The 20,012-nt window shown below is 67.8% G+C and carries 17 protein-coding genes; 14 read left to right on the forward strand and 3 right to left on the reverse strand.

Features of this window, described 5'->3' with window-relative positions; genetic code table 11:
• Positions 1–17: 17 nt before the first annotated feature.
• The 3 genes from RTO53_RS01405 to RTO53_RS01415 all read left to right on the forward strand — a co-directional run bounded on the left by RTO53_RS01405 (position 18) and on the right by RTO53_RS01415 (position 3,585).
• Positions 18–2,285, forward strand: a complete 2,268-nt coding sequence (locus RTO53_RS01405) for a TonB-dependent receptor (protein WP_312236098.1) — start codon at positions 18–20, stop codon at positions 2,283–2,285.
• Between the two features lie 392 nt (positions 2,286–2,677).
• A complete protein-coding gene (locus RTO53_RS01410) occupies positions 2,678–3,112 on the forward strand; it encodes a hypothetical protein (RefSeq protein ID WP_312236099.1) in 435 nt (144 codons plus the stop codon).
• Positions 3,100–3,585, forward strand: coding sequence for a hypothetical protein (locus RTO53_RS01415; protein ID WP_312236100.1), 486 nt, complete (start codon positions 3,100–3,102; stop codon positions 3,583–3,585). The genes RTO53_RS01410 and RTO53_RS01415 overlap by 13 nt, the downstream gene beginning before the upstream one ends.
• A gap of 96 nt (positions 3,586–3,681) precedes the next feature.
• Here the strand turns inward: RTO53_RS01415 and RTO53_RS01420 are convergent, their stop codons facing one another.
• The gene (locus tag RTO53_RS01420) at positions 3,682–4,533 is read right to left on the reverse strand and encodes a phosphatase PAP2 family protein (protein WP_312236101.1); all 852 of its coding nucleotides are present in this window, start codon (positions 4,531–4,533) and stop codon (positions 3,682–3,684) included.
• 280 nt (positions 4,534–4,813) lie between these two features.
• On the opposite strand from RTO53_RS01420, the gene RTO53_RS01425 reads away from it, so the two are divergent.
• Both RTO53_RS01425 and RTO53_RS01430 read left to right on the forward strand, forming a co-directional pair.
• The gene (locus RTO53_RS01425) at positions 4,814–5,674 is read left to right on the forward strand and encodes a hypothetical protein (RefSeq protein ID WP_312236133.1); all 861 of its coding nucleotides are present in this window, start codon (positions 4,814–4,816) and stop codon (positions 5,672–5,674) included.
• Positions 5,675–5,684: 10 nt separating this feature from the next.
• Entirely contained in the window at positions 5,685–6,893 is a 1,209-nt protein-coding gene (locus RTO53_RS01430; protein WP_312236102.1) for a DUF4785 domain-containing protein, read from the forward strand.
• 161 nt (positions 6,894–7,054) lie between these two features.
• On the opposite strand, the gene RTO53_RS01435 is transcribed toward RTO53_RS01430, so the two are convergent.
• A complete protein-coding gene (locus RTO53_RS01435) occupies positions 7,055–7,840 on the reverse strand; it encodes an ATP-binding cassette domain-containing protein (RefSeq protein ID WP_312236134.1) in 786 nt (261 codons plus the stop codon).
• Between the two features lie 194 nt (positions 7,841–8,034).
• On the opposite strand from RTO53_RS01435, the gene RTO53_RS01440 reads away from it, so the two are divergent.
• The 7 genes from RTO53_RS01440 to RTO53_RS01470 all read left to right on the forward strand — a co-directional run bounded on the left by RTO53_RS01440 (position 8,035) and on the right by RTO53_RS01470 (position 16,356).
• Positions 8,035–9,237, forward strand: a complete 1,203-nt coding sequence (locus tag RTO53_RS01440) for a fatty acid desaturase (protein WP_312236103.1) — start codon at positions 8,035–8,037, stop codon at positions 9,235–9,237.
• 45 nt (positions 9,238–9,282) lie between these two features.
• Positions 9,283–9,612 (forward strand): EF-hand domain-containing protein, encoded by a 330-nt coding sequence (locus RTO53_RS01445; RefSeq protein ID WP_312236104.1) that lies wholly within the window; start codon positions 9,283–9,285, stop codon positions 9,610–9,612.
• Between the two features lie 45 nt (positions 9,613–9,657).
• Positions 9,658–10,278 carry a hypothetical protein gene (locus RTO53_RS01450; RefSeq protein WP_312236105.1) on the forward strand — a complete coding sequence of 207 codons (621 nt, stop codon included), beginning with the start codon at positions 9,658–9,660 and terminating at the stop codon, positions 10,276–10,278.
• 36 nt (positions 10,279–10,314) lie between these two features.
• Positions 10,315–11,127, forward strand: a complete 813-nt coding sequence (gene mutM, locus RTO53_RS01455; RefSeq protein WP_312236106.1) for a bifunctional DNA-formamidopyrimidine glycosylase/DNA-(apurinic or apyrimidinic site) lyase — start codon at positions 10,315–10,317, stop codon at positions 11,125–11,127.
• An 89-nt stretch (positions 11,128–11,216) separates the two neighbouring features.
• On the forward strand, positions 11,217–11,759 hold the full coding sequence (locus tag RTO53_RS01460; protein ID WP_312236107.1) for an ECF-type sigma factor: 543 nt from the start codon (positions 11,217–11,219) through the stop codon (positions 11,757–11,759).
• 65 nt (positions 11,760–11,824) lie between these two features.
• Positions 11,825–14,659: a protein kinase gene (locus tag RTO53_RS01465; protein WP_312236108.1), complete on the forward strand. Its 2,835-nt coding sequence runs from the start codon at positions 11,825–11,827 to the stop codon at positions 14,657–14,659.
• A 95-nt stretch (positions 14,660–14,754) separates the two neighbouring features.
• Positions 14,755–16,356: a glucan biosynthesis protein D gene (locus tag RTO53_RS01470; protein WP_312236109.1), complete on the forward strand. Its 1,602-nt coding sequence runs from the start codon at positions 14,755–14,757 to the stop codon at positions 16,354–16,356.
• A gap of 124 nt (positions 16,357–16,480) precedes the next feature.
• Here RTO53_RS01470 and RTO53_RS01475 read toward each other — a convergent pair whose 3' ends face one another.
• A complete protein-coding gene (locus RTO53_RS01475) occupies positions 16,481–17,101 on the reverse strand; it encodes a thymidine kinase (RefSeq protein ID WP_312236110.1) in 621 nt (206 codons plus the stop codon).
• A 130-nt stretch (positions 17,102–17,231) separates the two neighbouring features.
• Here RTO53_RS01475 and RTO53_RS01480 point away from each other — a divergent pair, with 130 nt between their 5' ends.
• Entirely contained in the window at positions 17,232–19,208 is a 1,977-nt protein-coding gene (locus tag RTO53_RS01480) for a UvrD-helicase domain-containing protein (protein WP_312236111.1), read from the forward strand.
• A gap of 157 nt (positions 19,209–19,365) precedes the next feature.
• Positions 19,366–19,899, forward strand: coding sequence for a GNAT family N-acetyltransferase (locus tag RTO53_RS01485; protein WP_312236112.1), 534 nt, complete (start codon positions 19,366–19,368; stop codon positions 19,897–19,899).
• Positions 19,900–20,012 lie beyond the last annotated feature (113 nt).

A 20,012-nucleotide genomic window follows, 5' to 3' on the forward strand; every position in this document is an offset into this window, starting at 1 on the left:
AACACAGCCTAATCGCCATGTTCCCGAACCGCACTGCCCACGGCCGGTTTCCGTCCGTGCACCCGCTCGTTGTCGCTCTCGCCACCCTGCTGCCATTGACGGCTGCAGCCCAGGACGCCCCCGCCGCCAAGGATCCGGTCGCCCTCGATACCCTGCAGGTCACGGCCCAGCGCCGCGTGGAAAACGCCAAGGACGTGCCGGTGTCGATCTCGGCCATCCAGGGCGAGAAGCTCGATGTGCTCGGTTCGGCCGGCGATGACATCCGCTTCCTGGCCGCGCGCGTGCCCAGCCTGAACATCGAATCGTCTTATGGTCGTGCCTTCCCGCGCTTCTACATCCGCGGCCTGGGCAACACCGATTTCGACCTCAATGCCTCGCAGCCGGTGTCGCTGGTGTATGACGATGTGGTGCAGGAAAGCCCGCTGTTGAAGGGCTTCCCGCTGTTCGACCTGGCCGGCGTGGAAGTGCTGCGCGGCCCGCAGGGCACGCTGTTCGGACGCAACACGCCGGCCGGCGTGGTCAAGTTCGATTCGGCGCGCCCGTCGCAGGACGCCGACGGTTACATCAAGGTCGCCTACGGCAGCTACAACACCTGGAACACCCAGGGTGCCTTCGGTGGCCCGCTGACCGACCGCTGGTCGGCACGTGTGTCGGCGCTGTACCAGCGCCGCGACGACTGGGTCACCAACACCCGTGCCAACGCACCGGCACAGGGTTTTGAAGGGTATGACGAAGCCGCCGCGCGCGTGCAGTTCCTGTACGAAGGCGACGACGTGGAAGCGCTGTTCAACCTGCACAAGCGCAAGCTCAACGGCACCGCGCGCCTGTTCCGCGCCAACATCATCAAGCCGGGCACCAACCAGCTGGTCGAGAACTTCGACCGCGATGAAGTCGCCACCGATGGCCAGAACTTCTCCGACCTGGAAACCTGGGGCGGCAGCGCGCGCCTGAAGTGGGACCTGGGCCGGGTGACGCTGCACTCGATCACCGGTTACGAGACCGCCGAATCGCTCAACCATGGCGATATCGACGGCGGCTACGGCGCAGCGTTCCTCGGTGCGGGCAACTACGGCCCGGGCTTCATTCCGTTCCCGTCCGAGTCGGCCGATGGCCTGCCGCACCACCGCCAGTGGACCCAGGAATTCCGCGTGGAATCCAACGAGTGGGGCCGTCTGGACTGGCAGGCCGGCGTGTTCTACTTCGATGAAGACGTCACCATCGACAGCTTCAACTACGACTCGCTGACCCCGGGCAATCCGCAGACCGGCCACGCGGTGCAGCAGCAGCGCAACAAGGCGTGGGCGGCGTTCGCCTCCGGCGATTTCGACGTGACCGAACGCTTCAAGCTGCGCGGTGGCGTGCGCTACACGCAGGACAAGAAGGACTTCAGCGCCAGCGTGCTGCAGGCCGTGCCCGGTGGTACGCCGGTGAGCGGCCCGTACATCGCCAAGACCGATGTCGACGATGTCAGCTGGGACCTGAGCGGCGTCTACAAGATCACCGACAACCTCAACGCCTATGCGCGCGTGGCCAAGGGCTTCCGTGCACCGTCGATCCAGGGTCGGTTGGCCTTCGGTGGCGTGTCGCAGGCCGATTCGGAAAAGGTGATTTCGTATGAGGCCGGCATCAAGGCCGACCTGTTCGACCGTCGCGCGCGCCTGGGCTTCAACGTCTTCCGCTACAACGTCGATGGCCAGCAGCTGATCGCGGTGGGCGGCAGCAACAACACCGCCACCCTGCTCAACGCCGACAAGACGCTGGGCCAGGGCGTGGAGCTGGACTTCGAAGCCTATCTGACCGACCACGTCCTGCTCACCCTGGGCAGCAGCTACAACGACACCGAGATCAAGGACCGCGACCTGGCGGTGGCGATCTGCGGCGGCGGCTGCACCATCACCGACCCGACCACGGTCATCGATGGCGGTACCTACGCGCTGGTCAACGGCAACCCGTTGCCGCAGGCACCGAAGTGGATCCACAACCTGACCCTGCGTGCCGGCTTCCCGCTCAACGATGCCAGCGAGCTGTACGTCTACACCGACTGGGCTTATCGCAGCGAGGTCAACTTCTTCCTATACGAGTCGCCGGAGTTCCGTGGCCGCTCGTCGCTGGAAGGTGGCCTGCGCCTGGGCTACAACTGGGATTACGGCCAGTACGACGTGGCCGTGTACGGCCGCAACCTGACTGACCAGGTCCGCGTGGTCGGCGCGATCGACTTCAACAACCTCACCGGTTTCCTCAACGAGCCGCGTACGTTCGGCGTGGAGTTCACCGCGAAGTTCTGATGCATGCCATGCGGTAGGTGCCCACTGTTGGTGGGCACGCCCCTGAACACGAAAACGGCGCGGAGAAATCCGCGCCGTTTTCTTGTGTGCCGCCATCGTCGCGCCGACCGCCAATCGCCAATCGGTACCGCCGTATCGGTAGTGCCGGCCGCTGGCCGGCTCCTCGCGGTGTCGATCAACAGAATGCAGAGCCGGCCAGCGGCCGGCACTACAGTGATGCCGGGCCCCGCTTTGCAAGTTATTGCATTCCCGGCACCGTCCTACGCTCGGCATACTCGCGGATCAAATACTAGGTGCGGCACAGCGCGCCCTTTCCGCAGGCCGCTGGAACGATGGAAACTACTCAACGCAAACCATCGACACCCGGCGGGGCACTGGTGCTGTGGGGCTCCATGGATGCAGCCCAGATACTCATCTACCTCGTATCCGCGCTTCGGCAAGGCGGCACGCCGTACCTGCACGATATCAGTGGGTCGGTCGCGGTGCTGGACAGCCATGGATGGACGGCACTGATGTTCCTCGCGCCCAGCTGGGTACTGCAGGTGAGTCTTTTCGCTTCCTGCGCGTTGCTGCTATGGCGCAGCAGGCTCGGTGTCTATCTTGCGTACGTGCAGATGCCGCTGCGGCTGATGGTGTTGATGCCATCCGTGCCGTTTGCGTTGATGCTGGTTCGCCCTCTGGATGTCGCCCCAACCAGCCTGTTGGTGCTGAGCGGGTGCCTGCTGCTGCTCGTGGAGTTGCTGAAGTTGGGGATGCTGCGTCGAGAGCTCCGCCCGGTCTCTTCTGCCGGTATCAACGCCAGGAAGGGCTCAGCATGTGGTATTTGAAAGAGCTAGTTTCAATGGTATTGCTCCTACTCTTCGCACTCCCGCTGTACGTCATCTCGCGCCTCGTCAGCACGTTTCTCAAACTGATGTCCAAATTCGGTGCGGTGCAATCCGTGCGAAGCAGGCGAACGCTCGTCCGCGCGCTGCGCGCTGTCCCTTTCCGTCAGTTCTACCGGAGCGATGCTCGCATGCGTCGGCTGCTTGCCAGGCCATTTGCCTTGGATCTGCATGCTACCGATCCGGCTTCCTTCATTGGGAAAACAGAGTCGGAGATCACCCGGCTATTACGTGCGAAACCCGTGTTCAACAACAGTGAACGCGGGCATGAGCACATCGAATGGAGGAGAGGGAGCCAGCGCGTTGAGTGTCTGATCTACTACGTCTGCACGGGGTGCTACTTCTATACGAAGGGAGGGGACGGGCACTGGGTGTTGATTGCCACGTCGCGAGAGGTCGATCTTCAACAGGATTGATTGCCCGGCTCAGGCTGGGAGCCATGGCCCTGTGCCGCCGCATGTCATTCACCATCGACGAGCCGGCCAGCGGCCGGCTCTACCTCTCCCGACGACTCACAGCGCGCTCGTCGGCCGCACCTTCAACACCGCCTCTTCGGCTGCGCAATCACGCGCGGAATGCAGCCCCGCCTTGCGCGCGGCGGCGATCTCCTTGCGTGCGGCCAGCAGGTCCTTGTTGAACGCGGCGTTGTCGTGCAGTCGTGCCACGGCGGCGGCACCCATGAAGCGACCTTCCAGGATGTCGCTCTGCCAGTGCACGTTGCAGACCAGACGGCTTTCGCCGTAGTTGCGGCCGCGCGCCTGGATGGCGTCGGCGCGGTCAGGAACGATCTCGGACAGGATCAGCGCCCAGGTCCAGCCGATCGAGGTGTGGCCGGACGGGTAGGAGCCATTGCCGCGCAGGTCCTGCTCGTCTTCCGGCGAGCAGGTGGGCTCACCATTGACCATGAACGGCCGCGCGCGCTGGTAGTGCTTCTTCGCGGTGCGGGTGGCGGCACTGGCATCGATCCGGCTGCGCTCCAGCAGGCGGTACAACGCCGGGGTCTTCACTGCATCTACGTCCACGTCGATGGCGCAGGAGAACTGGTTGGCACCGGCCGGGAAGCCCAGTTCGGCATCGCGATGCGCCTGCTCGAAGCGCGGGCTGCCACGCAGCGCACGTGCCTCGCGGCTGACCTGTTCGTCCAGCGCGAAGCCGGCCGAACCGGCCGCCGGCGGTGCCGGTACCAGCGCCAGGCTGTCCGGCACGGCGTCCGGCGTCAGGTAGCCGGTCGCCTTGGTGGTGACCGAGGCTTCCACTGCCGTCGCACCCGGCGCAGCCGTCGTCGCACAGCCTGCCAGGGCCGCAAGCAGGGCGGCGGCCAGCAGCGGGCGCAGAAGTGCAGGAGCGCGCAGGGACGAAGGCATCGGCAGGTCTCGTAGAGGGGGAGAGCCGCATGATCGCAGCTTCACCTGGCCGTGACAGTGGCCGTTCGTCATGCGGCCAGATCCGGCATGGCGCGCGGTTGGATGATGGAAACCTCTACTGGTTCACGGTTTTCCATAGATCCGCGACATAGCTTCGCGCAAGGCGCCATCACTCGTCATATCTCTATGGATAGATGCACTGCATGGCAACGCGGTAGCGCCGGTCATCAGGGGGATCACCTGCAAGGGAGCAAAACGGATGCGAAGCAACGCGGGAAGGATGGGCGGTGGACTCGCCCTGGGTTTGATGCTGGCGTGCGGCAGTGTGCACGCGGCCGATGTGGTGGGGGTGGCGTTCGTGCACGGCACCGGCAAACAGACCGATGCGCGCACGGATTACTGGCAACCGGCGATCATCGACACCGTACGCCAGGGACTGCCTGACAGCAGCAACTACACGGTGGTGAACTGCGATTTCGAACAGTACATGTGGAAGCCCGAAGCGGCCGGCTGCCTGGCCGGGCAGCTGACCAGCTTCATCAACACCCGGGGCATCACCAAGCTGGTGGTGATCACCCATTCCAACGGCGGCAACGTGGTGCGCTGGATCCTGTCCAACCCCACCTACGACAGCCGCTATCCGAAGCTGATCCAGACCATCAGCAAGGTCACCGCGCTGGCGCCGTCCTCGGCAGGCACGCCGCTGGCCGATGCCGCGCTCAACGGCAACACCTTCGAGACCTCGGTGGGCTGGCTGCTGGGCTACAAGAGCGATGCCGTGCGCCAGCAGCAGGTGGGGCACATGGCCACCTACAACGCACAGAATCTGTACGGCACCGCGGGCCGGCCGGCGCTGCCCAAGACCTTCCGCGTGGTGGTCGGCTCGGATGTGGAATCGGCGGTGTGGGACAGCAACAGCTACTGCGGCGGCTATGCGCAGAACGTGGGCCTGGAGTTCACCCAGAACTGGTTGAACAGCTGCTCCGATGGCTTCCTGGAGTGCAGCAGCCAGAAGGCCGCCGGCAGCCTGTGGTTCACCGACAAGGCGCGCACCAAGGGTGCCGAACCGCTGAGCCACAACCAGAGCCGCCGCGAATGCTTCGGCCTGGGCACGATCCTGCGCAACGACCTGACCCTGTGAGGAGCACACCATGACGTCAAGACTGATGATTGCCGCCGCCGTCGCCGCGGCGATGGTGGCACTGCCCCTGCAGGCCGCACAGCCGCTGCTGCCCGCCCGCAGCAGCGACCAGGTGGCACCGCGCGTGGAATCCGCGCCGCTGTCCGGCGATGCCATCGAACGTGCGCCGGTGAGCTTTGCCTGGGCGCTGGATCCGACGCAGGCATTGACCCCACCGCCGCCGTTCGTGGCCAGCAGCCGCAGCTACTGGGAGATGGTGGATGCCGCCACGTTGCAGCGTGGCCTGGACCTGCCGCTGACCGCACCCGATGCGGTGATCCAGGTCAGCCCGGTGCAGGGCGCGCGCGCACTGGCGCCGGAGCAATGGGAGGTCCGCGATCCGGCCGGGGTGCTGGCGGTGGACAAGGTGGTCGACGCGCAGCAGTTGCGTGCCGCGGGCATGCGCGTGGGGCAGGGCAGCGCGATGGTGCGCACCGGCAGCAGTGCGGCGGTGGGCAGCTACCGGCTGCAGAGCGCGCAGGCGCAGGGCCGCTATGTGGTGCAGGTGCTGGAACCCAACAGCACGGTAGCACTGCAGCTGCAGGCCGACCGCCAGCAAGTGCTGGCCGGCGGCAGCGTGGCGCTGACCGCGCGGTTGCTCGATGACGGCGGCAGCGCCGCGCTGGCCACCGGCAGGGCGACCGCACGCGCGCTGCCGGCTGGCGGCGAGGCATTGCTGGTGGCGCCGGACGGACGCAGCTGGCCAGTGCCGCTGGTAGCCGGCAAGGAGGGGCTGCGTGCACGCGTGACGATTCCGCAGGACATCGGCCAGGTGCAGGGCTTGTGGGAACTGCAGGCGTTTGTCAGCGCCAACGGGGTGCAACGCGATGCCAAGGTGGCCTTCGCCGTGGCCCAGCCGACCGCGCGCTTCAGTGGCCAGGTGGCGGTGGACAGTGCCCGGCGCACGGTGTCGCTGCCGCTGCAGATTGGTGCACCGGGGCGCTACGAGGCACGCGGCACGCTGTATGCCACCGGTCCGGATGGCCAGTTGCATCCGGTCGCGCAGGCGCACAGCGCGGCGTGGTTCGACAAGGCCGGCAGTGCCGAGCTGCAGTTGCCCTTCGCCAGCGTCGCGCTGCCACGCGGGTATGCGGCACCGTTCGAGCTGCGTGAGCTGCAGTTGCAGGACCAGGGGCGGATGGCGCCGATCGAATCGCGCGCGGTGGCGGTGAAGTTCTAGGCAAGGCGGGAAACGGAGGCGATGGCCTCCGTTTCCCGCGGTAGAGCCACGCCATGCGTGGCTGCCTTTCGTCCAGCGCGCGTGCACCTGCCAGCCACGCATGGCGTGGCTCTACCGTTCGGGTCCGTGCCACGCTGCCAGCCATCCCTGGCCTGAGGGGCTTATCCGGCGAAGGCGCTCAGCCTGCCTTCGTGTTCGATCACCTGGATCGGTCCGCCGAATACCTCCGACAGCGGTCCGTCGCGCAGCAGGTCGTCCCGGCTGCCGTCGGCGAGGATCCTGCCGCTGCGCAACATGATCACCCGCGCGATCTCGGGAATGATCTCCTCGATGTGGTGGGTCACCAGCACCAGGGTGATGCCCTCGGCGGCCAGCCTGCGCATGGTGGCGATCAGGTGCTGGCGCGCGATCAGGTCCAGCCCGGTCGACGGCTCGTCCAGCAGCAGCGCCTGCGGACGGTTCACCAGCGCGCGGGCGATCAGCACGCGTCGGGTTTCGCCGGCCGACAGTTCGGCATAGCCACGCTGCAGCAGCGGCAGCGCGCCGGTCAGCGTCAGGGTTTCACGTACCCGCTCGCGCATGGCGTCGGTGACTTCGCGGAAGGCGGGCACCACGAAGCTGGCGAAGAAGCCCGACAGCACCGCTTCTTCCACGGTCAGCCCGGGCATCTCGGCCAGGTTGCTGCTGAGGTCGCCGGTGACGATGCCCAGCTGCGAGCGCAGGCGGTCCACCTGCCAGCGGTTCTGCCCGAGCACGCGCACCGCCACGCTGCCGTCGGCATGCGCCAGCGGGTAAAGCTCGCGGGTGATCAGCTTGATGAAGGACGACTTGCCGCACCCGTTGGGGCCCAGCAGCGCGGTGTGCTGGCCTTGGGCGATGCGCAGGCTGAGGTCGTGCAGGACCCGGACCTGGCCACGGATCACACAGGCGCGGTCCAGCTCGATCAGGGGGGCGTTGGCGGCGACGGGCGCCGTGGAGGCTGCGACTGTCATGAATGCGGTGGCATGCTCACGAAGAGGGGAAACAACTGAATGACTGCGCAAAAATCGCATCAGATGGATGAAGTTTGCAACGTCAGGCCCCATCATGTCCGAAGGTGTACCCGTTTCCTTGCTGGCCGCCTGCGGCCCGGAGTCCTGCGATGCTCGATACGCTCCTCAACTTCCTGACCGGCGGCCTCGTCGGCCTCGGCTGGTGGGGCATGGCGCTGGTGCTGCTGGTGTTCACCCAGCTGACCATCTTCGCCGTCACCCTGTACCTGCATCGCAGCCAGGCGCACCGTGGTGTGGATTTCCACCCGGTCATCGCGCACTTCTTCCGCTTCTGGACTTGGCTCACCACTTCCATGATCACCAAGGAGTGGGTGGCGATCCATCGCAAGCACCACGCCAAGGTGGAAACCGACGAAGACCCGCACAGCCCGGTCACCAAGGGCATCGGCATGGTGTTCTGGCGCGGCGTGGAGCTGTACCGCGAGGCCCGCGCGATGCGCGCGGACATCGAGCAGTACGGCCGTGGCGCCCCGGACGACTGGATCGAACGGCACCTGTACACCCCGCACGCCAACCTCGGCCCGGTCGCGCTGCTGGCCATCAACAGCCTGCTGTTCGGCCTGCCCGGCGTGGCCCTGTGGGCGATCCAGATGGCGTGGATTCCGTTCTGGGCGGCCGGCGTCGTCAATGGCCTCGGCCACTGGTGGGGCTACCGCAACTTCGAATCGGCCGATACCTCCACCAACCTGACCCCGTGGGCGTTCTGGATCGGCGGCGAAGAACTGCACAACAATCACCATGCCTTCCCCAGCTCGGCGCGTTTCTCCATGCGCCGCTGGGAGTTCGACATCGGCTGGGCGGCCATCCGCGGCCTGCAGGCGCTGCGCCTGGCCAAGGTGCTGCGCGTGGCACCGTCCATGGACGTGCGCCCGAACATCGCCGTGCCGGACGCTGAAACCCTCAAGGCCCTGTTGTCGCATCGCTTCCAGGCGATGACCGACTACCAGCGCAACGTGTTCGTCCCGGCCCTGCGCGAAGAGGCGTCGATGGCCGGCGCCAAGCTGCGCAAGCTGCTGCCGCGCCGCATGCGCCGCGGCCTGGTCAACGATGGCCGCTGGCTCAAGCCCGATTGCCGCGCCCAGCTCAGCACCTGGGTGGAACAGCGCCCGCGCATCCGCGTGCTGGTCGAACACCGTGCGCGTCTGGCGGCGCTGCTGGAAGCGCGCGGCAACGACGCTGCCGAACGCCTCAAGCTGCTGCAGGCCTGGTGCCACGAAGCTGAGGCCAGCGGCATCGCCGCGCTGCAGGCCTATGCCGCACGCCTGAAGGGCTATGCACTGACGGCGCACTGACCGGTGCGCCGGTCTGCACCCAATGCCTGTGGAAAACGCCGCCTCGTGCGGCGTTTTTCCTGCCTGGCCCTGCTGCTCGCCGCTGCGGGCGCGCAGGCGCAGGTGGCCGATACCGTCAGCTACCTGCAGCGCATGGACACCGATGGCGATGGCCGGGTCAGCGTCGAGGAATACGTGCAGTGGATGGTGTACGCCTTCGAGCGCATGGACCGCAACGGTGATGGCGTGCTGGGTGCCGATGAACTGCCTGGCGGCAAGGGCACGCCGATTACCCGCGAACAGCAGCGGCAGACCCTGATCCAGCGTTTCCACAAGCAGGACGCCAATGGCGACGGGTACCTGAGTGCCAGGGAGCTGGCGGCGCCACCTCGGTGAGCCTGGACTGGCCACCGGGTGAAGCGTTGGGCGATCATGGGCCGCATGGACGATCTGATCCACGAATGGCGTGAATTCTGCGCAGGACGCAGCGAAAAGGAAGCGTGGTACTTCTCCGGCCTGCTGCAGGGCGTTACCGAGGCCGCCGTGCTGACGCAGGTGTTCGCATCCTTTCCTCACGCTGATGCCTTGGAGGCGCGCGCCCTGGACGTGCTTCAGGCCGGTCGTTGGGGCAATCATCTCTACCTCCAGCCCGCCCACGAAGGCAATGCACAGGCCAGGGCCGCCGCCGCGCGTGCGTGGCTGGACGAACTGGCGCGCGTTGCCGGCGCGAACGGTGAACTGGCGCTGCAGGCAACGCTGCTCAGCGTCCCGGTTCTCAGTACATCGTCCGACCGTCTGGACGCGGCTCGGGCCACGTCCGAACCGTCGGCCTACCTGCACGATGTGATCTGCGACGTCGTGAGGGATGCGCGCACGCTGGACACCGCGCAGGTCGGCGCACTGGACGAGGCGCTGTACCACGTCGCTTCGGATCTGTATCTGGGCTGGTACATCTCCCAGCCGCTGGCACCTGACGCCATCGATTTCGCGCCCTATCTGGCACTCTGGCGCCTGGGGGGGTGCAGCGCGCTGGCCGAGGATGCATTCCTGGTCCAGGAGTGAACGGAGCGCGTGCGACGCGTTGAGTAGAATCTCCCCATGCCCGAGCTCCCCGAAGTAGAAACCACCCGCCGCGGCCTGGCCCCGCACCTGGAAGGCCGCCGCGTGCACGGCGTGATCCTGCGCCGCCCGGACCTGCGCTGGCCGATTCCCGGTGAGATCGGCGCCCTGCTCCCCGGCCAGGCGATCGAAGGCGTGCGTCGCCGCGCCAAGTACCTGCTGCTGGATACCGCCATCGGCAGCGCCCTGCTGCACCTGGGCATGTCCGGCAGCCTGCGCGTGCTGCCCGGCGACACCCCCGTGCGCGCGCACGACCACGTCGACATCAGCCTGGACAACGGCCGCCTGCTGCGCTTCAACGACCCGCGCCGGTTCGGCAGCCTGTTGTGGCAACCGGCCGGGGAAACCCACGAACTGCTGGCCGGGCTGGGCCCGGAGCCGCTGGAGGACGCCTTCAACGGCGATTACCTGTTCCAGCGCAGCCGGGGCCGCAAGGCGCCGGTGAAGACCTTCCTGATGGACCAGGGCATCGTGGTCGGGGTGGGCAACATCTACGCCGCCGAAAGCCTGTTCATGGCCGGGATCAACCCGCTGCGCGAGGCCGGCAGGATCTCCCGCGAGCGCTACCAGCGGCTGGCCGAGGCAGTGAAACAGATCCTGGCCTACGCCATCACCCGCGGCGGCACCACCCTGCGCGATTTCATCAATCCGGACGGGGCGCCGGGCTACTTCGAGCAGGAGCTGCTGGTCTACGGCCGTGAAGGCGAGCCCTGCCGCCGGTGCGGACGGCTGCTGCGGCACGCCACCATCGGCCAGCGCGCCAGCGTCTGGTGCGGCTACTGCCAGCGCTGAACCGTCGCTTGTCCGTCGCCCCGGCGGGCGTATAGTCCGGCCAACGTCACCGGCGGGGGTGTGCGATGGAGGAGGGTCCGGATATCACCGTGTGGCTGGATTCGGCCCGGGCGGGCGACCGCGCCGCGCTGGACCGGGTACTCACCCTGCTCTACCAGGAGCTGCACAGCATGGCCCGGCGCCAGCTGGCCGGGCAGCAGGGGCGCACCCTGGATGCTACCTCGCTGGTCCACGAGTCCTACCTGAAACTGCTTGGCGCGCGCGGTACCGCGCGCTTCGAGGACCGTGCGCATTTCTTCGCCTACGCCGCCTCGGCGATGCGCAGCGTGGTGGTGGACTACGCGCGCAACCGGCTGGCGCGCAAACGCGGCGGCGACCTCAAGCGGGTGGCGGAAATCCCGGAAAACAGCAGCAGCGGCGTGCGCATGGACGAGGACCTGCTGGCGCTGGACGTGGCATTGGCGCGGCTTCAGGCGGTGGATGGGCACCTGGCCAAGGTGGTGGAACTGCGTTACTTCGCCGGGCTGTCCGAGCAGGAAATCGCCGACCTCTGCCAGCGCTCGGAACGCAGCATCCGCCGCGACTGGCAGAAGGCGCGCATGTTCCTGCTGGCATCCGTGCGCGAAGACTGATCGAGGGGGCATGACGGTCCCGCGTGGCGGCGCGGGCGGCGGTACATCGTTCGGGGAGTGGATCGATGGAAGCGGTGCGCTGGCGGCAGCTGTCGACGCTGCTGGACCAATTGCTGGAACTGCCCCCGGCCCGGCGCGACCTGCGCCTGGCCCAGCTGCGCGCGGCCGATCCGACCCTGGCCGCCGACGTGGAACGCTTGCTGGCACACGAACGCGACAGCCACGAGTTCATGGCCCAGCCACTGTGGACCGCTGCCCCCGAGGACAGCCGCGCCGGCACCCTGGTCGGCCCGTACCGGCTGCTGCGGCTGCTGGGCGAGGGCGGCATGGGCGAGGTCTGGCTGGCCGAGCGTGCCGATGGCCTGTACCAGCGCCGGGTCGCCTTGAAGCTGCTGCGCAGCGGCTATGCCGACTCCGGCCTGCGCCAGCGCTTCGCCCGCGAGCGCGAGATCCTGGCCCGCCTGCAGCACCCCCACCTGGCCGAACTGCTGGACGCCGGCGTGGACCTGCAGGGCCAGCCCTACCTGGCGTTGGCCTATGTTGAAGGCGAGCCGATCACCGACTACTGCCAGCGCCTGCAACTGCCGCTGGAGCGTCGCCTGCAGTTGATGCTGCAGGTCTGTGCGGTGGTCAGCCATGCCCACGCCAATCTGATCGTGCACCGCGACCTGAAGCCCTCCAACATCCTGGTCACCGCCGAGGGCGAAGTGAAACTGCTGGATTTCGGCATCGCCAAGCTGCTTGACGATCAGGGCGCGCGTGACCACCCGCAGCATCCGCCGACCGAAGCGCGCGCCTTCACCCTGCACTACGCCGCGCCCGAGCAGGTGCGCGGTGAACCGGTGACTACGCTCACCGATGTGTATTCGCTCGGCGTGGTGCTGTTCGAGGTGATCACCGGGCGCAAGCCCTACCGGCTGCGTCGACAGAGCGATGCCGAATGGGAGCGCTCGATTCTGGAGGTGGACGCGCCGCGGGCCTCGGCCGTGCTGCTGCGCGGCAGCGCCGATGCACCGCCCACGACGGCGGCGCGGCGACTGGCCCGGCGCCTGCGCGGTGATCTGGACACTGTCCTGCTCAAGGCACTGCAGAAGGCACCGGCGCAGCGCTATGCCTCGGTGGAAGCGCTGGCGCAGGACCTGCGACGCTTCCTCGAAGGCCGACCGATCCACGCGCGGCCGCAGCGCACCCTGTACCGCCTGCACAAGTACCTGGGCCGACATCGCTGGGGCGTGGCGCTGGGCTCGCTGTGCGCGCTGGCGCTGCTGGGCCTGGCGGGGGTCGCGTTATGGCAGATGCAGCAGGCGCGGCGTGAGATCGTCCGCGCACAAGCCATGCAGGACTTCACCGTGAGCCTGTTCGACCGTGCCGCCAGCGTGCGCCACGGCAGCTTCGACGTGCGCCAGCTGTTGGCCACCGGGCAGCAGCGCGGCGAGGCCGAGCTGGCCGACCAGCCGCTGTCGCTGGCCGACCTGGAAGGGGTGATCGGGCGGCTGCGGATCGGCATGGGCGATTACCAGCTGGCCCTGCAGACCCTGGACCGCCAACGCGCGCTGCTGCAGGCGGTGGAGGACGTGCCACCGCCGCTGCAACTGGAAGCGGTGACCCAGCGCGGGCGCGCGCTGCGCATGCTGGGCCGTTCACGCGAGTGCGTCACCCACATGACCCCGATGCAGGCGCTGGCCGCCGAGCAGCGCATGGCGCTGCCCAGCCTGGTGGCCGAGTACCACGCCCAGCTCGGCCGCTGCCAGCAGCTGCTGGGCTACCGCACCCCGGCGCGCGCGGCGTTCGAGCGCGCGCTGGCACTGCGTCGCGAGGTCCTGCACGACCTCCCCGGTACCGCCGACAGCCTGGCCGATCTGGCTGCACTGGACAGCGACGACGGCCGCCCGCAGGCGGCATTGGCCGGCTACCAGCAGGCCCTGCAGCTGCTGCAGGCGCGTGCTGCCGGCGAGCGCCAGCCGCAGTTGATCGCGCTGCGCCGGCATCTCGGTGAGACGCTTGCCGCGCAGGGCGACCTGGACGCGGCCGAGCAGAACCTGCACATCGCCTGGGCCGACGCGGTCAGCCTGTACGGGCCGGACCATCCCGAGACGCTCTCGATCCGGCGCCTGCGCGGGGTACTGGCGATGCAGCGCGGCGATCTGCGGCAGTCCAGCGCGCTGCTGCACCAGGTGCACACGCTGACCCGGCGCGCCTTGGGCGAGCAGCACCGCGACACCGGCCTGAGCTGGCATGCGCTGGGCCGCCTCGCCCTGGAGCGTGGCGACAGCAGTGAAGCGGTCGCCGACTTCGAGCGTGCCGTGGCCATCTGGCGCCAGCCGGACTGCATCGGGCTGTTGCCGCAGGGCCTGTACGACTATGGCACCGCGTTGGCGCAGGCCGGTCGTTGGCAGGCCGCGCTGGCGGCGCTGCACGAAGGCCGTCAGTGGCAGGCCGCGCAGCGCGGCGACCACGCGCCCTCGGTGCAGCGCGCCGACCGGCTCATGGCCGAGGTCACCAGCGCCTACGGCGACCCGCACCAGGCCGGTGAGCAGTTGGCGCAGCTGATGCGGCGCAGCGCGCAGGGCGGGCCGGAGGCCGCCACCCAGCAGCAGGCGCTGCAGTTGGCCTGGGGCCGCAACCTGGTGCGCATGGGCCAGGACGTGGAAGCGCGGCGCGCGCTGCAGCAGGTGGCCGATGGCACCGCGCCCGATCCGGCCAGCATCGAACTGCGCTGGCAGGCACGCACCACGTTGGCCGCGCTGCACTGCATGCAGGCGCCGTGGCGCGGCCGCGAGGCCCTGCTGCAGCTGCAGGCCGAGGTGCAGGCGCAGCGTCCGCAGGGCGGTGCGGTGCTGCGCGGCATCGACCAGGCCCTGCAGGCCTGCGCCACCCCGGCGTTGGCGTCGCTGCGGTGAGCGGCGGGTTTGCTGAACGTCACGCCGCGACCACCTCGGCGAATTAACGTTCCTCTGCCTATGATGTCCGGCCCTTTCCTGCCAGCGCTGCCTGCATGCAACGTCGCGACTTCATCCGCAATGCCTCCCTGGCCCTGGCCGCGGTCGGCTTCCCCGCGTTGCCGGCCTGTGCCGCACAGGGCAACCAGCTCGGGCTGCGCCGGCTCGGCCAGCCGCAGCCGTTCGATTTCGCCACCCTCAAGGGCCAGGCGCGCGCGCTGTCGCAGGCCGCCTACCAGAGCCACAAGCGCACCCTGCCCGGACCGCTGGAGGCGCTGGACTGGGACCAGTACCAGTCGATCAGCTACCGCCAGGACCACGCCTTGTGGGCGGACAAGCCCGGCAGATACCAGGCCAAGTTCTTCCACCTTGGCCTGTATTTCCATTCGCCGGTGCGCATGTACGATGTGGTCGATGGCACCGCGCAGGAGCTGGCCTACGATCCGGCCGCGTTCAATTACGGCAAGAGCGGATTGAAGGGCAGCCACCTGCCGGCCGACCTCGGCTTTGCCGGCTTCCGCCTCAACACCCGCCAGGACACCGACCGCGACTTCGCCGCGTTCCTGGGTGCCAGCTACTTCCGAGCGGTCGGCAAGGAAGGCCAGTACGGCCAGTCCGCACGTGGCCTGGCGATCGACACCGGGATGGGCAAGCCGGAGGAATTCCCGGACTTCATCGCCTACTACCTGGAACAGCCGGCGGCCGACTCCAACACGCTGGTGGTGTATGCGCTGCTGGATTCGCCCAGCGTGGCCGGTGCCTACCGCTTCGCGATCACCAACGGCGATGTGCTGCTGATGGACATCGACTGCGCGCTGTACCCGCGCAAGGCGATCGAGCGGCTCGGCATCGCCCCGTGCACCAGCATGTACCAGGTCGGCGAGAACGATCGCCGCATGGACTGGGACTGGCGCCCGGAAATCCACGATACCGATGGCCTGTCGATGTGGACCGGCAGTGGCGAGTGGATCTGGCGCCCGCTGTGCAACCCGCACAACCTGCGCTTCAACATGTTCGTGGACAACAACCCGCGCGGCTTCGGCCTGCTCCAGCGCGACCGCAACTTCGACCATTACCAGGACGACGGCGTCTTCTACGAGAAGCGCCCGTGCCTGTGGGTGGAACCGAAGGGGCAGTGGGGCAAGGGCTCAGTACAGCTGGTCGAGATCCCCACCGTCGATGAAACCTTCGACAACATCGTGGCGTTCTGGAATCCCGAGGCCAAGCCGCAGCCCGGCCAGGAGCTGCTGCTCGGCTACCGCCTGTACTGGGGCGCCGAACCGCCGGCACGCCCGCCGCTGGCCCACTGCGTGGCCAGCCGCACCGGCCTGGGCGGGGTGATCGGCAAGAAGCGCGCGTATTTCTCGTGGCGCTTCGCGGTCGATTTCGAAGGCGGCGAACTGGCCGCGCTGATCGACAAGGGCGAGGTTGAAGCGGTGGTCCAGGCCAGCCGTGGCCGCGTGGAGATCGTCTCGGCGCGTCCGCTGCGCGAAATCAAGGGCTACCGCGCCATGTTCGACCTAGTGCCGCCGGACGATTCCACCGACCAGATCGACATCCGCCTGTACCTGCGCAGCGGCGGCAAGACCCTGACCGAAACCTGGCTGTACCAGTACAGCCCGCCGCCGAAGGGCGCACCGGAACGCACGCTGTACTGACCGCCCTCGGCAGCGCGCACCGACCCATGGGGGATGTAGAGCCGAGCCATGCTCGGCTGCTCCTGGCGCACCAATGACCGCCTGACGCACGCCGAGCACGGCTCGGCGCTACCGGCGGTAGCGATCAGATCGGCAGCTTGGCCTGCGCCGGGTCGATCTTGCCTTCGCCGCGGGTGATCTTCTTGAATTCGGCGCGGCTGACCGACACGTAGCGCTCGTTGCCGCCGATCTCCACCTGCGGGCCGTCCTGCACCGCGTGCCCGTGCTCGTCCACGCGCACGGTCATGGTGGCCTTCTTGCCGCTGTGGCAGATGGTCTTGATCTCCTGCATCTCGTCGGCCCAGGCCAGCAGGTACTGGCTGCCTTCGAACAACTCGCCGCGGAAATCGGTGCGCAGCCCGTAGCAGAGCACCGGGATGCGCAGCTGGTCCACCACCTCGCTGAGCTGCCAGACCTGGCTGCGGGTCAGGAACTGGGCTTCATCCACCAGCACGCAGCCGAGCGTGCCGTGGGCGTCCAGGTCCCGGGCGATGAGCGTCTGCAGGTCGGTGTCGCGGTCGAAGGCGACGCCATCGGCCTTCAGCCCGATCCGCGAGGCCACCACGCCACGCCCCGCGCGGTCGTCCAGGCGCGGGGTCAGGATGGCCACGCGCATGCCCCGCTCGTGGTAGTTGTGCGCCGACTGCAGCAGGGTCGTGGTCTTGCCGGCGTTCATCGCCGAATAATAGAAATAGAGCTTGGCCATCGGCCAATTCTAGACGCCCGGCGGTTCCACGTCGCCGCCCGCCCGGCGCGGCGGACGCTTTCGTCCGCCGTCGGCGACCGTCCCGCCCCGGCCGGGCGGCCCGGTACAATGCCCCTCCCACGGAGATGGCATGCACGGTCTCAATCCCCCCCAACGCGCGGCAGTGCTGCACTGCGAAGGTCCCCTGCTGGTGCTCGCGGGCGCCGGCAGCGGCAAGACGCGCGTGATCGTGGAGAAAATCGCCCAGCTGATCGCCACCAGCCGTTACCCGGCGCGGCGGATCGCGGCGATCACCTTCACCAACAAGTCCGCCAAGGAAATGCGCGAGCGCGTGGCCAAGCGGCTGCACGGCGGCGATGCCGAGGACGTCACCATCTGCACCTTCCACGCCCTTGGGCTGAAGTTCCTGCAGATTGAACACGCGGCGGTGGGTCTCAAGCGCGGCTTCTCGATCTTCGATGCGGACGATGCCACCGCGCAGGTCAAGGACCTGATGTACGGCGCCAAGCCGGATGACATCGAGGATGTTAAAAACCTGATCTCGCGCGCCAAGAATGCCGGCCTCTCGCCCGAGCAGGCGATGGCGGCGGCGCGCAGCAACCGCGAGAAGGAAGCGGCCAGCGTCTACGAGCGCTACCAGCTGCGCCTGACCGCGTTCAATGCGGTCGACTTCGACGACCTGATCCGCCTGCCGGTGCAGGTGCTGGAAGAAAATCCCGAGATCGCGGTGGCCTGGCGCGAGCGCATCGGCTACCTGCTGGTCGACGAATGCCAGGACACCAACGATGCGCAGTACCGGCTGCTCAAGCAGCTGGCCGGCAGCAAGGGCAACTTTACCTGCGTGGGCGACGATGACCAGTCGATCTACGCCTGGCGCGGCGCCAACCCGGAAAACCTGCAGCAGATGGCGCGCGACTACCCGGCGCTGGAAATCATCAAGCTGGAGCAGAACTACCGCTGCTCCAACCGCGTGCTGCGCGCGGCCAATGCGCTGATCGCCAACAATCCGCATGAACACCTGAAGAAGCTGTGGAGCGACCAGGCCGACGGCGAGCGCATCCGCGTGTGGGAATGCCGCAACAGCGAACACGAAGCGGAGAAAGTGGCGGCGGAGATCTCGTTCCTGGCCACGTCCAAGAAGATTCCGTGGAGTGATTTCTGCATCCTGTTCCGCGGCAACTTCCAGTCGCGGCCGCTGGAGAAAGCCCTGCAGCTGGTGCGCGCGCCGTACCACATCACCGGCGGCACCGCGTTCCTGGAACGCCAGGAGGTCAAGGACACGCTGTCCTGGCTGCGCCTGCTGGTAAACCCCGATGACGATACGGCGTTCATGCGCGCGGTGCAGTCGCCCAAGCGCGAGGTCGGCGCCGGCACGCTGGCCAAACTGGCCGAGCTGGCGTCTGAAAAAGAGCTGCCGATGGCGCATGCCGCCGAAGCGATCGGTGCGTTGGCGCAGCTTCCACCGCGCGCGGCCAATGGTCTGAGCCGCTTCACCGACATCCTGCGCGACCTGCGCGCGGAGATGCCCAAGCTCAGTTCCGGCGACCTGGTGCGCAAGCTGGTGAAGGAATCCGGGCTGGTCTCCGAGCTGCGCAGTGCATGCAAGGAAGAGTCGGTGTACCAGCGTCGCCTGGGCAACCTGGAGGAACTGGCGCAGTGGTTCGAAGGCGGCCCGCGCGGCGCCTCCACCGCCGACCTGGCCGCGCAGCTGGCGCTGCTCTCGCGCAACGACAAGGACGATGGCGGCAACCAGGTGCGGATGATGACCCTGCACGCCTCCAAGGGTCTGGAATTCCCGTACGTGTTCATCATCGGCTGCGAGGACGGCGTGCTGCCGCACCAGGTCAGCCTGGACGAAGGCAACCTGCAGGAAGAACGGCGCCTGCTGTACGTGGGCATCACCCGCGCCAAGGTGCAGCTGTGGATGAGTTACAGCAAGCTCACCCGTAAATTCGGCGAGCATGTCCGGCTCAAGCCCAGCCGCTTCTTCGACGAGATCCCGGCCGAGGAAATGCAGCGCGACGGCGCCGATCCGGTCGCCGATGCCGCGCGCAAGAAAGAGCGCGCGAGCGCGGGGTTGGCGGCGATCCAGGCGTTGTTTGACTGAGCCAACGCCCGGTAGAGCCGACCGTTGGTCGGCTGCCGTTCCCAAGGCGCGTCGTCTGCCCTATGCCCGGTCCAAGAGCAGCCGACCAACGGTCGGCTCTACCGTGTTCGCGGCGCGCACTGCACAATCGAGCCATCGTCCCCTTGCAGTGACCCGCATGTCCGCCGTTATCCAGACCGACCGCCTGCACCTGCGCCTGATCGATCCCGACCACGATGCGGCCGACATGCTGGCCCTGCTCAACGAGCCGGGCTTCATCCGCAACATCGCCGACCGCGGCGTGCGCACCTTGGCGCAGGCGCGCGACTACACTGCCGAGCGCGTGCTGGGCAGCTATACGCTCAACGGGTTCGGCATGTACGCGATCATCCGCCGCAGCGACGGGGCGTGGTTGGGCAACGCCGGGTTGGTGCGCCGCGATGGGCTGCCGGCACCGGACATCGGCTATGCATTGCTGTCGGAGTACGAAGGCAACGGATATGCGTTCGAAGCCGCGCGCGGGGTGATGCACTACGCGCGCGATGTACTGGGCTACGCCGACCTGTACGGCATCGTCTCGCCCGACAACCTGCGTTCGGCCGCGCTGCTGCGCAAGCTGGGCATGGAAGATCGCGGTGACCTGCTGTTGCCGCCGCCGCACGGCGGGGATGTCGTGCTGCTGTTCGCCACGCCGGGCGCGCCGGCACCCTGATGCTGCGTAGCCGAGCATGGCTCGGCTCTACCGTCGGTCGGCCATGGGTGCGTCGGCACCTTGATGCTGCGTAGCCGAGCATGGCTCGGCTCTACCGTCGGTCGGCCATGGGT

The organism is Stenotrophomonas sp. (assembly GCF_031995405.1).
Taxonomy (GTDB): Bacteria; Pseudomonadota; Gammaproteobacteria; order Xanthomonadales; family Xanthomonadaceae; genus Stenotrophomonas.

Coding starts and splice junctions, on each gene's coding strand:
- RTO53_RS01405 (WP_312236098.1), top strand. CDS start 18: ATGTTCCCGAACCGCACTGCCCACGGCCGGTTTCCGTCCGTGCACCCG.
- RTO53_RS01410 (WP_312236099.1), top strand. CDS start 2,678: ATGGATGCAGCCCAGATACTCATCTACCTCGTATCCGCGCTTCGGCAA.
- RTO53_RS01415 (WP_312236100.1), top strand. CDS start 3,100: ATGTGGTATTTGAAAGAGCTAGTTTCAATGGTATTGCTCCTACTCTTC.
- RTO53_RS01420 (WP_312236101.1), bottom strand. CDS start 4,533: ATGCCTTCGTCCCTGCGCGCTCCTGCACTTCTGCGCCCGCTGCTGGCC.
- RTO53_RS01425 (WP_312236133.1), top strand. CDS start 4,814: ATGGGCGGTGGACTCGCCCTGGGTTTGATGCTGGCGTGCGGCAGTGTG.
- RTO53_RS01430 (WP_312236102.1), top strand. CDS start 5,685: ATGACGTCAAGACTGATGATTGCCGCCGCCGTCGCCGCGGCGATGGTG.
- RTO53_RS01440 (WP_312236103.1), top strand. CDS start 8,035: ATGCTCGATACGCTCCTCAACTTCCTGACCGGCGGCCTCGTCGGCCTC.
- RTO53_RS01450 (WP_312236105.1), top strand. CDS start 9,658: ATGGACGATCTGATCCACGAATGGCGTGAATTCTGCGCAGGACGCAGC.
- mutM (WP_312236106.1), top strand. CDS start 10,315: ATGCCCGAGCTCCCCGAAGTAGAAACCACCCGCCGCGGCCTGGCCCCG.
- RTO53_RS01465 (WP_312236108.1), top strand. CDS start 11,825: ATGGAAGCGGTGCGCTGGCGGCAGCTGTCGACGCTGCTGGACCAATTG.
- RTO53_RS01470 (WP_312236109.1), top strand. CDS start 14,755: ATGCAACGTCGCGACTTCATCCGCAATGCCTCCCTGGCCCTGGCCGCG.
- RTO53_RS01475 (WP_312236110.1), bottom strand. CDS start 17,101: ATGGCCAAGCTCTATTTCTATTATTCGGCGATGAACGCCGGCAAGACC.
- RTO53_RS01480 (WP_312236111.1), top strand. CDS start 17,232: ATGCACGGTCTCAATCCCCCCCAACGCGCGGCAGTGCTGCACTGCGAA.
- RTO53_RS01485 (WP_312236112.1), top strand. CDS start 19,366: ATGTCCGCCGTTATCCAGACCGACCGCCTGCACCTGCGCCTGATCGAT.